At 71.9% G+C, this 14,303-nt stretch carries 15 protein-coding genes; 5 read left to right on the top strand and 10 right to left on the bottom strand.

Features of this window, described 5'->3' with window-relative positions; genetic code table 11:
• The first annotated feature begins 107 nt into the window (after nt 1-107).
• Complete coding sequence (locus AB0I22_RS26605; RefSeq protein ID WP_363133428.1) at nt 108-1,592, top strand: D-alanyl-D-alanine carboxypeptidase; 1,485 nt, start codon at nt 108-110, stop codon at nt 1,590-1,592.
• Nucleotides 1,593-1,793: 201 nt separating this feature from the next.
• On the opposite strand, the gene AB0I22_RS26600 is transcribed toward AB0I22_RS26605, so the two are convergent.
• The 4 genes from AB0I22_RS26600 to AB0I22_RS26585 all read right to left on the bottom strand — a co-directional run bounded on the left by AB0I22_RS26600 (nt 1,794) and on the right by AB0I22_RS26585 (nt 5,053).
• A complete protein-coding gene (locus AB0I22_RS26600; RefSeq protein WP_363133427.1) occupies nt 1,794-2,762 on the bottom strand; it encodes a YihY/virulence factor BrkB family protein in 969 nt (322 codons plus the stop codon).
• 138 nt (nt 2,763-2,900) lie between these two features.
• On the bottom strand, nt 2,901-3,386 hold the full coding sequence (locus AB0I22_RS26595; protein WP_363133426.1) for a GtrA family protein: 486 nt from the start codon (nt 3,384-3,386) through the stop codon (nt 2,901-2,903).
• 46 nt (nt 3,387-3,432) lie between these two features.
• The gene (locus AB0I22_RS26590) at nt 3,433-4,386 is read right to left on the bottom strand and encodes a decaprenyl-phosphate phosphoribosyltransferase (protein ID WP_363133425.1); all 954 of its coding nucleotides are present in this window, start codon (nt 4,384-4,386) and stop codon (nt 3,433-3,435) included.
• Nucleotides 4,379-5,053, bottom strand: a complete 675-nt coding sequence (locus tag AB0I22_RS26585) for a phosphatase PAP2 family protein (RefSeq protein WP_363133424.1) — start codon at nt 5,051-5,053, stop codon at nt 4,379-4,381. Before AB0I22_RS26585 ends, AB0I22_RS26590 begins: the two co-directional genes overlap by 8 nt.
• A gap of 76 nt (nt 5,054-5,129) precedes the next feature.
• Between AB0I22_RS26585 and AB0I22_RS26580 the strand changes: the two genes are divergently transcribed.
• Nucleotides 5,130-6,626, top strand: a complete 1,497-nt coding sequence (locus AB0I22_RS26580; RefSeq protein ID WP_363133423.1) for an FAD-binding oxidoreductase — start codon at nt 5,130-5,132, stop codon at nt 6,624-6,626.
• A gap of 106 nt (nt 6,627-6,732) precedes the next feature.
• Nucleotides 6,733-7,488, top strand: coding sequence for a decaprenylphospho-beta-D-erythro-pentofuranosid-2-ulose 2-reductase (locus AB0I22_RS26575; RefSeq protein ID WP_363133525.1), 756 nt, complete (start codon nt 6,733-6,735; stop codon nt 7,486-7,488).
• A gap of 7 nt (nt 7,489-7,495) precedes the next feature.
• Here AB0I22_RS26575 and AB0I22_RS26570 read toward each other — a convergent pair whose 3' ends face one another.
• The 4 genes from AB0I22_RS26570 to AB0I22_RS26555 all read right to left on the bottom strand — a co-directional run bounded on the left by AB0I22_RS26570 (nt 7,496) and on the right by AB0I22_RS26555 (nt 10,264).
• Nucleotides 7,496-8,080: a 2'-5' RNA ligase family protein gene (locus tag AB0I22_RS26570; RefSeq protein ID WP_363133422.1), complete on the bottom strand. Its 585-nt coding sequence runs from the start codon at nt 8,078-8,080 to the stop codon at nt 7,496-7,498.
• A gap of 151 nt (nt 8,081-8,231) precedes the next feature.
• Nucleotides 8,232-9,245: a tryptophan--tRNA ligase gene (gene trpS, locus AB0I22_RS26565; protein WP_363133421.1), complete on the bottom strand. Its 1,014-nt coding sequence runs from the start codon at nt 9,243-9,245 to the stop codon at nt 8,232-8,234.
• Between the two features lie 78 nt (nt 9,246-9,323).
• Nucleotides 9,324-9,896 (bottom strand): hypothetical protein, encoded by a 573-nt coding sequence (locus AB0I22_RS26560; protein WP_363133420.1) that lies wholly within the window; start codon nt 9,894-9,896, stop codon nt 9,324-9,326.
• A gap of 2 nt (nt 9,897-9,898) precedes the next feature.
• Complete coding sequence (locus AB0I22_RS26555) at nt 9,899-10,264, bottom strand: ATP-binding protein (protein ID WP_363133419.1); 366 nt, start codon at nt 10,262-10,264, stop codon at nt 9,899-9,901.
• 315 nt (nt 10,265-10,579) lie between these two features.
• Between AB0I22_RS26555 and AB0I22_RS26550 the strand changes: the two genes are divergently transcribed.
• Entirely contained in the window at nt 10,580-11,734 is a 1,155-nt protein-coding gene (locus AB0I22_RS26550) for an XRE family transcriptional regulator (RefSeq protein WP_363133418.1), read from the top strand.
• A 21-nt stretch (nt 11,735-11,755) separates the two neighbouring features.
• The gene (locus AB0I22_RS26545) at nt 11,756-12,331 is read left to right on the top strand and encodes an HD domain-containing protein (protein ID WP_363133417.1); all 576 of its coding nucleotides are present in this window, start codon (nt 11,756-11,758) and stop codon (nt 12,329-12,331) included.
• 121 nt (nt 12,332-12,452) lie between these two features.
• Here AB0I22_RS26545 and AB0I22_RS26540 read toward each other — a convergent pair whose 3' ends face one another.
• Together AB0I22_RS26540 and glyA are read right to left on the bottom strand one after the other, a co-directional pair.
• The gene (locus tag AB0I22_RS26540) at nt 12,453-12,851 is read right to left on the bottom strand and encodes a phage holin family protein (RefSeq protein ID WP_363133416.1); all 399 of its coding nucleotides are present in this window, start codon (nt 12,849-12,851) and stop codon (nt 12,453-12,455) included.
• Nucleotides 12,852-12,958: 107 nt separating this feature from the next.
• Nucleotides 12,959-14,266, bottom strand: coding sequence for a serine hydroxymethyltransferase (gene glyA, locus AB0I22_RS26535; RefSeq protein WP_363133415.1), 1,308 nt, complete (start codon nt 14,264-14,266; stop codon nt 12,959-12,961).
• Nucleotides 14,267-14,303: the final 37 nt, after the last annotated feature.

Below are 14,303 nucleotides of genomic sequence, written 5' to 3'. Positions count from 1 at the left end.
CACGGCCTCTACAGAAGGGAGGCAACGAACGGCGTCACGGGCGCTGGCCTGTGCTGTGCGTCGGTGGTCGCCCGCCCTTGGTCAGTACCCCACGAAGGGTGATCCAGATGAATCAGCTCCACACTCCGAAGGCGGGCGGAAAGCAGGAGGCGGGGCGGCTGGGCTTCGTGGGGTCGAGGGCAGCCGGGTCAAGATCAGGCTCCGGGGCCGGGGCGAATACGGACACTGGTCCCATTGGTCCTGCGCGCGGGGTGCGATCGGGTGACTCGCTGATCGACACGCGGGGGCTTGGGGGTACGTTCACCAGCGTGCCGACGATTTTCCGTAATCCCAGGGGGCCGAAGGTTCCGGGGGCCGCGACGCGCTACGGGGCCGTGGCCCTGACGACCGCGTCCCTGCTGCTGCCCGCCCTGCTCGCCGCCGCCCCCGCCCAGGCCGCCGACCACACCGACGACAAGGGGAAACCGCCGACCAAGCCGCCGGGGCAGATGTCCACGGTCGGCGGGGACGCCCTCGGCCGCCCCGGCCGCCAGGTGCAGCCGGAGTCGGGTGCTCCGGCGCTGCCGAAGGACCTCTCCGGGCGGTCCTGGCTGGTGGCCGACGCCGAGTCCGGCGAGATCCTGGCCGCCGAGAACGCGCACTGGCGGCTGCCGCCCGCCTCCACGCTGAAGATGCTGTTCGCGGACACCGTGCTGCCGAAGTTCCCCAAGACCCAGACGCACAAGGTGGCGCCGGAGGAGCTGCAGGGCATGGGCGCGGGCAGCAGCCTGGTGGGCATCAAGGAGAACCTGACGTACACCGTCCACGACCTGTGGCGCGGCGTCTTCCTGAAGTCGGGCAACGACGCGGTGCACGTGCTGGCCGCGATGAACGGCGGTATCCCCAAGACCGTCGCGGACATGCAGGCCCACGCGAAGAAGCTGCGGGCCGACGACACGCACGTCGTCTCGCCGGACGGCTACGACGAGCCCGGCCAGGTCTCCAGCGCGTACGACCTCACGCTCTTCGCCCGTTCCGGGCTCCAGAACGCGGACTTCCGGGAGTACTGCTCGACGCAGAGCGCCCAGTTCCCGGGCGAGGAGAAGAAAGACAAGAAGGGCAAGCAGGGCAAGAAGCGCGAGAGCTTCGGCATCCAGAACACCAACCGGCTGCTCGTCGGCGACCAGTACAACGGCGTCCAGCCGTACAAGGGCATCGCGGGCGTCAAGAACGGCAACACGACCAACGCCGGGGCGACCTTCACCGGCGTCGCGCAGCGCGGTGAGCGGAAGTTGCTGGTCACGGTCATGAATCCGCAGAAGGCGGAGGCGGACGAGGTCTACAAGGAGAGCGCCCGGCTGCTCGACTGGGGCTTCGCGGCGGCCGAACACGTCAAGCCGGTGGGCATGCTGGTGCCGCCGCAGGGCGTGGGCGACAAGTCCGGCGGCAAGTCCGGCGTGAAGAACCAGAGCGGGGCCCAGGCGTCGGTCGCCGGGTCCGGGGGCGGCGGCATGGGCACCGCCCTGGGCATCGCGGGCGGCGCCGTGGTGGTACTGGCCGCCGCCGCCTTCCTCGTCAACCGGCGCTGGCCGCTCCGCCGCCGCCGCTCCTGACGCGGCCCCGGCGGTACGGGCGTACCGCGGCTGCCCGCTCGCGCGCGCCGCGAAGACCGGCCGGTTGGCTCGGATGCCCGTACGCACCACGCGTACGGGCATCCGGCCATACGGGCGTACGCACTGCGCCTACGCCCGTACCGCCCGTACCGCCCGTACCGCTGACAGGCGCTCCCGGACCCGGCGGCGCGGGGGTCTCGCTCAGTCGCCGACGGCCGTGGCGCCACTGGCCGTGGCCCCGCCGCCGGTAGCCGACGGCGGGGCGGTCGTCGGCGCAGCCGCGGCGGACCCCGCTTCCGGCTGCCGCGGGGGCTCCCCCGCGGAGGCGGACGGCGTGGCCGTCCACGCCGCGCAGAACAGCGTCAGCTTCGCCGTGAAGCTGATCCACAGCAGCAGCGCGATCGGGGTGCCGAACGCCCCGTACATGCTCTTCGCCGCGACGCCCTGGAGATAGCCGCTGAGCAGCAGCTTCAGCAGCTCGAAGCCGATCGCGCCGATGAGGCCGGCGACGACCATGCGGCGGCGGGGCGGGGAGACGCCGGGCAGCCGCGTCAGGACGTAGACCATCAGGACGAAGTCGGCGAGGACCGCGAAGCAGAAGCCCGCCACCGACAGCAGCGCGCTGCCCACGCCGCCCTCCGCCAAGCCGATCTGCTTCGCCACCCAGCCCACCGCCGAGGACGCGAAGGCGGACGCGCCGAAGGAGACGAGGGCCACACCGCCCAGGCCCAGCAGGACCGCGGCGTCCTTGAGCTTGAGCAGGATGGGGTTGCCTGGGTCCTCCTCCTTCTCCCAGACGGCGCGCAGGCATTCGCGCAGCGAGCTGACCCAACCGATGCCGGTGAAGAGCAGCAGCGCGCCCGCGACGACGCCGACCGTGGCGGCGTTGTCGACGAGGGAGCTGAGGTCGAGCTGGCCGGAGATGCCCGGCACCTGCTCCGCGAGCTTGTGCTGGAGGTCGCGCATCTGCTGCTTGCTGAGCAGCGCCGCCCCGATGGCCGCGCCCACCGTGATCAGCGGGAAGAGGGCGAGGAAGCTGGTGAAGGTGATCGCGGCCGCCAGCCGGGCCCACTTCGCCCGTTCCAGCGTCTCGTACGAGCGCCATGCGTGTGTGCGCATCAGCCGGGCGATCACAGGGCCGATCCATGGCAGCCGGGTCAACCAATCCATGATCCACACCTATCCCTTTTGTCGGCGTTCATGCCAGTCGCCCATCCCTGCGTCCGTTCATCCCTGCGTCCGTCCCCGCCTCCGTTCCCCGCGCCCCCTCCCCGCGCCCATCCCCCGCGTCCCTCTTCTCTCCGGCGGTCACTCCCCCGCCGGAACCCGCCCGGTCTCCCCCGCCGGAACCCGCCCCGCCCGGAAAACCAGCGTCCGGGTACCCCAGAACCGCAGACATGTGGCCAGTGCCATGCCGATCCCGGCGCCGGACACGGCGTCCGCGCGCGCCGAGGTGAGGCCGAGGCCGTAGTGCGAGAGCGCCAGACACAGGAGCTGTACGAGCGCGCCCGCGACGTTCACGGCGAAGAAGACCGCCATCCGGTGGACGCGCCGGGCCCGGCCCCCGGCGGCGGCGCGGCGGCGGTAGGTGCCGACGGCGTTGCCGAGGTAAGCCACTGCGCAGCCCGCCAGGAACGACAGCGTCTTCGCCGTCAGCGGGCCGAGCCCGGCCGGTCCGCGCAGCCACAGGAAGAGCCCGAGGTCGGCGGCGTACGCGGCCAGGCCCGCCAGCGCGAACCCGGCCAGTTCCGGCAGCAGCGCCCGCGCCCGCCGCCCGATGCGCCCCGCCCTCATCCGCGTCCCCCGCCGTGGCCGTACGGCCACGGTCCGCGCCGCCCGCTCACAGCCCCGCGACCGCCAGCCCGTACAGCGTCATCCACACCAGCGCGGCGACGGCCAGCCCTCGGTCCCGCAGCACCACGTCCTCGGGGGCGCCGGCGGTGCCCCGGTCGGCGAAGACCGCGTACCGCAGCACGGCGAGGATGAACGGCACCATCGACAGCTGCCGCCAGGGCAGCGAGCCGCCGTCCACCGCGCGGTCGCCCTCCAAAGCCCACAGGCAGTAGGCGAGGACCGCGACCCCGGCCGCGAGCTGCCAGACGAACCGCAGGTAGCCGGTGGTGTACTCGCGCAGCAGGGCGCGCGTCTCGCCGCCGCGCTCCGCCATCAGCAGCGCCTCGGAGTAGCGCTTGGCGGACACCATGAAGAGCGCGCCGAACCCGGCCGTGATCAGGAACCAGCGCGAGAGGGGGATGGCCAGCGCCACTCCGCCGATCATCGCGCGCATCAGGAATCCGGTGGTGACGACCGCGAGGTCGACGACGAGCACGTGCTTGAGCGACATGCAGTAGGCGAGCTGCATCACGACGTACGCGCCGAGGAGCCCGGCCGTCGCGGGGTTGCACAGCGCCACGGCCGCCGCCGGGGCGAGTACGGCCAGCAGCCCGCCGACGGCGTACGCGAGGCCCACGGGCACCTGGCCGGCGGCGACGGGGCGGGTGCGCTTGTCGGGGTGCGCGCGGTCGGCCTCGGCGTCGCGCGCGTCGTTGATGAGGTAGACGGCGGACGCGGCAGCGGTGAACAACACGAAGACGACGGCCAGTTGGGCCGCGACGTGGACGGAGGCGAGCCGTCCGGCGGCGGCCGGGGCGGCGACGACGAGCACGTTCTTGATCCACTGCCGGGGGCGCGCGGTTCTCACGAGCCCGATCGGCAGCCCCGCCGCCCGTACCCGGCCGGTCGTGGCGGGGGGCGGCGGCTGGGGGTCTTCGAGGACGGCGGCGGGTTCACCCATACCGGCGACTCCCCGGGCCGGTACGGGGGCCGGCACCACCGGCGCTTCCGGCGATCCACCGCCGCCCCGCCCCCGCCGTGAGCCCGCCCAGGAGCGCCCCCGCCGCCACGTCCGTCGGGTAGTGGACGCCCACCAGCAGCCGGGAGGCGCACACCGCGGCCGCCGCCACCGGCACGTACCGCCTGGTCACGGGCCTGAGCGCGGCGAAGGCCACGGCCGCCGCGACCGATGACGCTGCGTGCGAGCTGGGGAAGGAGTGGCGCCCGGCGGTCGGTACGAGCGGGGCGCGGTGGCCCGCGAGGGGCGGTCTCGGTCGGCGTACGACGCGCTTGACGCCCATGCTGACCAGGTGCGCCGCGGCTATCAGGGCGGTGCCGCGCAGCCACGCCGCGCGGTGGCCGGAATCGGCGGCAGCGGCGGCGGCTCCGGCGGCGAGCCACAGCGCGCCGTGTTCGCCTCCGTGGGACAGGGTGCGGGCGACGGCGGCCACTCGGGGGTCGGCGGCGCGGTCGCGGACCGCGGTGAGCAGGCGGAAGTCCAGCTCTTCGGGGGACAGCGGGGCCACCTCGTTCCGTTCTCCGTCGGCGTCCGGTCTCTCGGTCCCCGACCGGCTCCCCCGACCGTCCCCGGCCCCCGGAGCGGCGCTCGGGTCTGCGTTGCCTGACATCCCATTAATCACTCTTTTCGGGGCGATGCGCGACATTTAACCCATAGGGGGCCTTCCTGCCGATACCGTCGCGCCCATGGCTGCCGAGACCGCCCCCGCACCGGCCGATCCCGAACCGGCCAACCCCTCCCAGGCCCATCCCGCACCGGTCGACTCCGTACCGGCCGATCCCACCCAGGCCTATCCCGCACAGGCCAACCCTTCACCGGCCGATCCCGCCCCGGCCCATCCCGCCCCGGCCCCCCTCACCGGCTGGGGGCGGACCGCGCCCACCGCCGCCCGCGTCCTGCGCCCCCGCGGCGACGAGGAGGCGGCGCGGGCGGTGCGGGAGTGCGGGGCGCGCGGCGCCATCGCCCGCGGCCTCGGCCGCGCCTACGGCGACGCCGCGCAGAACGCGGGCGGCGCCGTCCTCGACATGACCGGCCTCGACCGCGTCCGCGCCGTCGACGCCGAGGCGGGCGTGGTCGTCTGCGACGCGGGCGTGAGCCTGCACCGGCTGATGCGGGTGCTGCTCCCGCTCGGCTGGTTCGTGCCCGTCACCCCCGGCACCCGCTACGTCACCGTCGGCGGGGCGATCGGCGCGGACATCCACGGCAAGAACCACCACGGCGCCGGGTCCTTCTGCCGCCATGTGCGCTCCCTCGACCTGCTCACCGCCGACGGCCAGATCCGCACCCTGACCCCCGACGACGACCTCTTCCACGCCACCGCGGGCGGCATGGGGCTCACCGGGATCGTGCTGCGCGCGAGCGTGAAACTGCTGCCCGTCGAGACCTCGCTGATGTCCGTGGACACCGAGCGCGCCCGCGACCTCGACGACCTCATGGCCCGGATGACCGAGGGCGACCACCGCTACCGCTACTCGGTCGCCTGGATCGACCTCGTCGCCCGCGCCCCCGCCACCGGCCGGTCCGTCCTGACCCGCGGCGACCACGCGCCACTCGCCGCGCTGGGGGCGCGCGCCGCCCGTACGCCCCTGGCGTTCCGCCCCGGCAGCCTCCCGGCCGCCCCCCGGTACGTGCCGCCGGGGCTGCTGGGACGCGGCTCGGTCGGCCTCTTCAACGAGCTCTGGTACCGCAGGGCGCCCCGCCGCCGCACGGGCGAGCTCCAGAAGCTCTCCGCGTTCTTCCACCCGCTGGACGGCCTCCCGCACTGGAACCGGATCTACGGGCCGCGCGGCTTCGTCCAGTACCAGTTCGTCGTCGGGCACGGGCAGGAGGACGCCCTGCGCCACATCGTGGAGCGCATCTCGCGGCGCGGCTGCCCCTCCTTCCTCGCCGTGCTCAAACGGTTCGGCGCGGGCGACCCCGGCTGGCTCTCCTTCCCGATGCCCGGCTGGACCCTCGCGCTGGACATCCCCGCGGGCCTGCCGGGGCTCGGGCCCTTCCTGGACGGGCTCGACGAGGAGGTCGCGGCGGCCGGCGGCCGGGTGTACCTGGCCAAGGACTCGCGGCTGCGGCCGGAGCTGCTGGCCGCGATGTACCCGCGGCTGGCCGACTTCCGGGCGCTGCGCGCCACGGCCGACCCGAGCGGCGTATTCGTCTCCGACCTGGCGCGCCGCCTGTCGCTGTGAGGCCGGTCGTTGTGAGGCCAGTCGCCGCGAGGCCGGTCACCGTGAGGCCGGCACCCGCCCGTACAGCCCGATCCGTGCATGGAGCACCCCGTGAATGGAGCACCCCGTGAAGGACGCCTTCGGCTCCCCCCAGTCCCTGCTGATCCTCGGCGGCACGTCCGAGATCGCCCTCGCCACCGCCCGCCGCCTCATCGCCCGCCGCGCCCGTACGGTCTGGCTGGCGGGCCGCCCCTCCCCCGCCCTGGAGGCCGCCGCGGACCACCTGCGGGAACTGGGCGCGGAGGTCCGTACGGTCCCCTTCGACGCCCTCGCCCCCGAGCGGCACGAGGAGGTGCTGGGCAAGGTCTTCGCGGAGGGCGACATCGACCTGGTGCTGCTCGCCTTCGGCGTGCTCGGCGACCAGGCGCGCGCCGAGGAGGAGCCCCTGTCCGCCGTGCGCGTCGCGCAGACCAACTACACGGGCGCGGTCTGCGCCGGGCTGGTCTGCGCCAAGGCGCTGCGCGCCCAGGGGCACGGCTCGCTGGTCGTGCTCTCCTCGGTGGCCGGGGAGCGGGCCCGCCGCGCCAATTTCGTCTACGGCTCCAGCAAGGCGGGGCTGGACGCCTTCGCGCAGGGCCTCGGCGACGCGCTGCACGGTACGGGCGTCCATGTGCTGGTCGTGCGCCCCGGCTTCGTACGGACGAGGATGACGGCGCACCTGAAGGAGGCGCCGCTGGCGGCGGACCCGGAGGCGGTCGCGGAGGCGGTCGAGACGGGGCTGCGGCGGAACGACGAGATCGTCTGGGTGCCGGGTTCGCTGCGGACGGTGATGGCGGTGCTGCGGCACGTACCGCGCGGGGTTTTCCGGCGACTGCCGGTGTGAGAACCCCTTAGCGAGAAGCGGCGGGGGGCCGGGAGAGCCCCGCCTGGCGCGGCAGCGCCGACGCGCGCCCTTCCCCGAAGGGGTACTCGCGGTCGAGGCGCCACACCGCGTCCGCGCCCTGCTCGTACAGCGCGAAGCCGTTGATCGTCCAGGCCGCCTCGAAGTCCTCCAGCTCCGCGTACGCCCGGTCCATGGCCTCCTCGGAGATGCCGTGGGCGACGGTGACGTGCGGGTGGTACGGGAACTGGAGCTCGCGCGCCACGGGCCCGGAGGCGTCCCGCACCCGCTTCTGGAGCCAGGCGCAGGCGGAGCTGCCCTCGACCACGTTGACGAAGACGACGGGCGACAGCGGGCGGAACGTGCCGGTGCCGCTGAGCCGCATCGGGAAGGGGCGGCCGGCGGCCGCGACCTCCGCGAGGTGCTCCTCGATCTCCGGCAGCGCCGCCGCGTCCACCTCGGTGGGCGGCAGCAGGGTGATATGCGTGGGGATGGCGTGCGCGGCCGGGTCCCCGAAGCTCGCGCGCCGCCTCTGGAGGAAGCTGCCGTACGGCTCCGGGACCGCGATCGAAACGCCGAGCGTTACGGTCCCCACTGCGTTCTCCCTCCGATTCGTCTGTACTGCCAGTGTGGCGGCCGGGCCGCCCTCCCGGCCAGGTTCCACGGTCCCGCGCGCACGGGCCGTACGACCCCCGTGCGAGGGCCGGGTCGGCTGTGCCGGCTGTGTCACGTCCGGTATCGGACGGTCAGTGCTTGGCGGGCAGGAAGCCCACCCGCTCGTACGCCTGCGCCAGGGTCTCGGCGGCGACCGCGCGCGCCTTCTCCGCGCCCTTGGCCAGGACCGAGTCCAGCGTCTCGGGGTCGTCCAGATATTCCTGGGTGCGCGCGCGGAACGGGGTCGCCCAGTCGACCAGGATCTCGGCGAGCTCCGTCTTCAGCGCACCGTAGCCCTTGCCCTCGTACCGGCGCTCCAGTTCCGCGATGTCGGTGCCGGTGAGCGTGGAGTGAATGGTGAGGAGGTTGCTGACGCCCGGCTTCTTCTCGGCGTCGAAGCGGATCACCGTGTCGGTGTCGGTGACGGCGCTCTTGATCTTCTTCGCGGAGGCCTTCGGCTCGTCGAGCAGGTTGACCAGGCCCTTGGCGCTGGACGCCGACTTGCTCATCTTCGCCGTCGGGTCCTGGAGATCGTAGATCTTCGCCGTCTCCTTGAGGATGTACGGCGCCGGGACCGTGAACGTCTCGCCGAAGCGGGCGTTGAACCGGTCGGCCAGGTCGCGGGTCAGCTCGATGTGCTGCCGCTGGTCCTCGCCGACGGGGACCTGGTGGGCCTGGTACAGCAGGATGTCCGCGACCTGGAGGATCGGGTACGTGAAGAGGCCGACGGTCGCGCGGTCGGCGCCCTGCTTGGCCGACTTGTCCTTGAACTGCGTCATCCGCGACGCCTCGCCGAAGCCCGTCACACAGTTCATCACCCAGGCGAGCTGCGCGTGCTCGGGCACGTGGCTCTGCACGAAGAGCGTGCACCGCGCCGGGTCCAGCCCCGCCGCCAGCAGCTGGGCCGCCGCGAGCCGGGTGTTGGCGCGCAGCTCCGCGGGGTCCTGCGGCACGGTGATCGCGTGCAGGTCGACGACCATGTAGAAGGCGTCGTGCGTCTCCTGGAGCGCCACCCACTGGCGCACCGCGCCGAGGTAGTTGCCGAGGTGGAAGGAGCCTGCGGTGGGCTGGATGCCGGAGAGAACGCGGGGACGATCGAGGGCCATGCCCCCATTGTCTCAGGTACCGGAGCGTTCTCGGTCCGACGGCCTCCCCCCGGCCCGAAGCTCCCGGGAGCCAAGGGCTCACTCACCCGGCCGGGACGCGCCCCTCCCGCACGCCGCGCGGGCGGGGCCCGCCCCTGCCCTGCCGCCCCTGTGACGCGCTCGCGTCACACCCATGAAGGCCCGACCGGCCGCCGCGCTGCGCCGCAGGTGTGCGTTGACGGCTTCCCGCTCCGTTTCCCGCTCCGTGGCGGGACGCAACGGGTCGAGTACGACGGCGACACAGACCTGGCCGCCCCGCCCGACACGGTCACGCCACTCCCTGCCGGGGGCGGGCAGCCGCAACAGGTACTCGTCGTGCCCGTAGTCGAGCGCGACGACCGGGCCCCGGATCATCAGCCGGTCCCCGATACCCGGCACCCGCTCGGCGGCGGGCAGCAGCCCCATCCCCGCGACGAGAGCCCGCAGGCCGGCCTCAATGGTCCGAAAGGTCTCGACGTGGCGGCGCGGTGGGGGATGGGCGATCAGCAGCCAGGCGACGTCGCCAGTCGTCGGGTCGCTGTCGCCCGTCGGCGAGGCGTCGAGCCATGACGAGACGACGAGCCCGGCGACGAACCCTGGACCGGGTACGGGCGCGGCTTCCGCATCCGCCACGGTCACCACCGCACGACCGCCCACACGACCTTGCCCATCGGACGCTCCCCGCCGCCCCACTCCGCGAGCGCGTCGACGATGAGCAGCCCGTGGCCGCGCTGGCGTTCCACCGACTCTGGCCGACGGCGCGGCGGCCGTCGCCGGGTGTCGTGCACCTCGATACGCACCCGTCCGGGCTCGGCGTCGAGGACGACAAGGAGCGAGTCGCCCGGTTCCGTGCCGTACCGGACGGCGTTCGTAACCAGCTCGGAGACGACGAGCAGCACATCATCAAGGCGGTCCCGCTCCACCTCGGGCACGTGGAAGCCGACGAACTCACGGGCGTACGCCCTGGCGGCGTGCACGGATTCCGGGGTGCCGGCGAGCATGAGTTGGGGTGGGGGGCCGTGCCCTTCGCTTCGGCCAGGTCGGTGTGCCACGGTGGCTGCTCTCGTGGGTAGTTGCTGGGCCATACGGCCTCCAAGAGTTCAAAGGGTGCCTTGTGCCGACTGCGGGGGCAGTGGTTCACGGCAGGTCCAGCGGGAGCGGCCAACAATCGTGCGTGCACACGTCGTCACTCAGCGCGACTATGCTCGGTGGGTAATTGCTGGCGCTCGGCGCTCTTCGAACCTATGGGGGCAGGCGCCTCGAAAAAACTGACCCACCGTACGAGTTGTTTGCGGCAGCCCACATGGGAGCAGGCAATGGGCTCAACACGTCCGTCCATCGGCGATGGAACGCTGACCAGCGTGCAGCGTTCCCGTAAACGAGGCAGTGATGGCGTCGTAACCGGCCACCTATTCAAGATCGTTCGAGAGCGGCTGCCCTGCACGCAACGCAAGCTCGCCGAGCTTCTGAATGTGGATCTCACGACCATTCAGGGGTGGGAGTCAGGGCGCCGCTCTCTCGCCGGCTTGTCTTCCGCCCAATTCATGAAGCTCAGGCGCCAACTGCTCAGGCAGGGGGCCGACGCCGCCCTGCTGGTTCTACTCGATGCCGCTATGGAAGCCGACTCGGTGATCGCTCACACCCTGGGGGAAGAAGGAGCAGCCGACGAGATTCAGACGCACCCTCTGTACGGCTGGGTGTTCACGAGGACGGCCACGCACATGATCGCCTGGGCGCTGACCGGGGTAGCGCCCACGGCTCTCCCGCGTGCACCGGCGACAACACCCCCCAGGCGCGGACCGACTCCCGCGTCTCCCATACTCCCGGCCTCAGAGCGAAAGCGCTTCTTCGACCGCTTGCGGCAGTGCGCCGAGGTCGCCGGTCGCGCCGGGCCCGAGGGCGCGCTGCTGCGACGTCAAGCTCTCTATCTGTGCAGCCACGATGAAGCGCCGGACACACACGCGTGGTTGGCTGATATGCAGGGCCGTAAACCTGCCAAGCTGACTCACTCGGTCTGGACGCCTGCATGGTCGGACGCGCGGTCACTTGCGACTTCCTTGACTCGCTACGGCGATCAAGACATGCTGCGCGCCTTCATCGAGCGTGGTCTGGGCAATGACTCCGGAGAGATCGCGAACCTGAACTACTGGGCATACTGGCTCGGGTTGGACAGCCTGCCGCAGCCTGATGATTCCTTCATGGCCAACCGCTCCCCGCGGCTGTGGGACGCAGGGGTATTGCTGCGCGCCCTCGCGGATCGACTCGCTCCCGACCTCGCATGTGTGGACCTGAACATCCACTCGGTATGGGCTCTGATCGCCTCGCGCCCCTGCCTGTTGACCACCGTCCCAGGACTCTCGCAGGACCTTCGACAACGCGTCGAGCGACTGCTCGACAGCGGCATGGTTTCACAACAGTCCCGACGCGAGCTCGACGCAGTGCATTACGGTCTCAGATTGAGCTATCCATGATCCTTCCGGAAGGACGGCCGCATGAGTGACGATCAGCACGCCAAGGGCTCGATGAGCTATCTCATGGAAATGGGAGCGCTGAAGCGCGCGAAGCGGTCGGGCTGGTGGATCGTCGGTGTCAAGGACCCGGAAACGATCGCGGAGCACAGTTTCCGTACCGCGGTCATCGGGTCGGTTCTGGCCATGCTGGAAGGCGCGGACCCCGCGAAGGTGGCGCTGCTGTGCACGTTCCACGACACACAGGAAACACGCGTCGGCGACATTCCCTGGGTCGGCCGCCGTTACCTGAAAGCGGCGAAGAACGAGGACGTCACGGCCGACCAGGTCGCGAACGCGCACCCCGCGGTCGCCGCAGGTATCCGAGCCGTCGTCGAGGAGTACGAGACCGGCGACTCGCTGGAGGTCATGGTCGCTCATGACGCGGACAAGCTGGAGTGCATGATCCAGGGGATCGAGTACCTCGAACAGGGCTACAGCAACGCGCAGGAATGGGTCGACACCACGCGGGCGAAACTCAAGACCGCGTCGGCGATCGAACTCGCCGACGCGGCACAGGACATGCGGTCCGCCGATTGGCAGCGTGTGTACTTGCGCTGATCTCCCGAGAGCGCGCCGTCGTACTCGTCCAGCCCCGCCCGGACTCCGACGCCCCTCCGGCCTATGCCCCCGACAAGCGTTCTGCCGGCTCGGCGCTTTCCTGAAGAAGAGTTACACCCGACTACGCATCACTTGTCTGCTTCGCCTTCCGCGTCGGGATCGCGAGGCAGGCCATGGCTGCGACCCGGACCACAACACCGCCCAACAAAGCTCCTCCGAAGCCGTCGACGTGAAGACCGGCCTCCAACTGGGTGCCCACCAGCCAAGAGGCGAGCAGCCAGATCAGGCTGTCCTGGACAATTCCTACGAGGCCGAGGATGAGCAGCGTGATGGGCGCCGCGCTCCTGATCTCGCTCGGGTAGGTCAAGATCAGCTTGTTGACGATCGAGAAGACTATGCCGCCGACGAACAGCGACACGATCGGCCGTTCCCCCAGAGTGATGCCAGTCGGTAAGTACGCCGCGAGGAACATCCCCAAGAGCGTGCCGAAGAATATTCGCTTCTGTCTGCCTTCATCCATGATCGTAATCATGGCACCGGGAGCGCCGCTCGGGACCGCTCTCGGTCCCGAGCGGTCCCCCGGAATCCCCGGGGGACCGCCAAGGCGTCAGCCCTTGTCAGCTCTCGTCAGCCCTCGTCGGCGAGCGGCAGGCCCGGGGCCGGGTAGGCGGCCATCAGTTCAGCGACCTCGGACCGGATCACGGCGAGGGCCTCCTCGTCCCCGGCGCGCGCCGCGCGCACGCCGCGGTCGATCCATTCCGCGACCGCCGGCATGTGGTCGGCGGTGAGGCCGCGGGAGGTGAGGGAAGGGGTGCCGATGCGCATGCCGGAGGGGTCGAAGGGCTTGCGCGGGTCGTACGGGACGGTGTTGTAGTTCACGACGATCCCGGCCCGGTCGAGGGCCTTGGCGGCGACCTTGCCCGGCACGTCGCGGGTGGTGAGGTCGAGCAGGATGAGGTGGTTGTCCGTACCGCCGGAGACCAGGTCGAACCCACGGGCGAGGAGCGCCTCGGCGAGGGCCTTGGCGTTGGCGACGACGGCGTGGGCGTAGTCGCGGAAGGCGGGCTGGGCCGCCTCGTGGAGGGCGACGGCGATGGCGGCCGTGGTGTGGTTGTGGGGGCCGCCCTGGAGACCGGGGAAGACGGCCTTGTCCAGGGCCTTCGCTCGCGTGGCGCGGGACATCAGCATCGCGCCGCGCGGGCCGCGCAGGGTCTTGTGGGTGGTGGTGGAGATGACGTCCGCGTACGGCGCCGGGGAGGGGTGCGCGCCGCCCGCGACGAGCCCGGCGATGTGGGCGATGTCGGCGACGAGGACGGCGTCCACCTCGCGGGCGATCTCCGCGAAGGCGGCGAAGTCGATGGTGCGGGGCACGGCCGTGCCGCCGCAGAAGATGATCTTCGGGCGCTCCTTGCGGGCCAGGTCGCGGACCTCGTCGAGGTCGGTGAGCCCGGTGTCGGCGCGTACGCCGTAGCTCACGCCCTTGAACCACTTGCCGGTGGCCGAGACGCCCCAGCCGTGCGTGAGGTGGCCGCCCATCGGCAGCGACATGCCGAGCACCGTGTCGCCGGGCTCGGCGAAGGCGAGGTAGACGGCGAGGTTGGCGGGCGAGCCCGAGTACGGCTGGACGTTGGCGTGTTCGACGCCGAAGAGCCGCTTGGCGCGGTCGACGGCGAGGGTCTCGACGAGGTCGATGTTCTGCTGGCCCTCGTAGTACCGCTTGCCGCTGTAGCCCTCGCTGTACTTGTTCTGGAGGACGGTGCCGGTGGCTTCGAGCACGGCCGCCGACACGTAGTTCTCGCTGGCGATCATGCGCAGGGTGTCGGCCTGCAACCGCTCCTCCGCGCCGACGAGCGCCGCGAGTTCGGGGTCGGCGGCGGCCAGGGCGGGGTGCGGTGCGGACGGCTGCGGTACGGACGGGTGCGCGGGCGTGGTCATGGCGTCCTCCGGGGCGATCGGTGTTCCGGTCGGTCTC

Source organism: Streptomyces sp. NPDC050610, from assembly GCF_040654875.1.
Taxonomy (GTDB): domain Bacteria; phylum Actinomycetota; class Actinomycetes; order Streptomycetales; family Streptomycetaceae; genus Streptomyces.
This window is presented reverse-complemented; position numbering and strand designations above follow the sequence as displayed.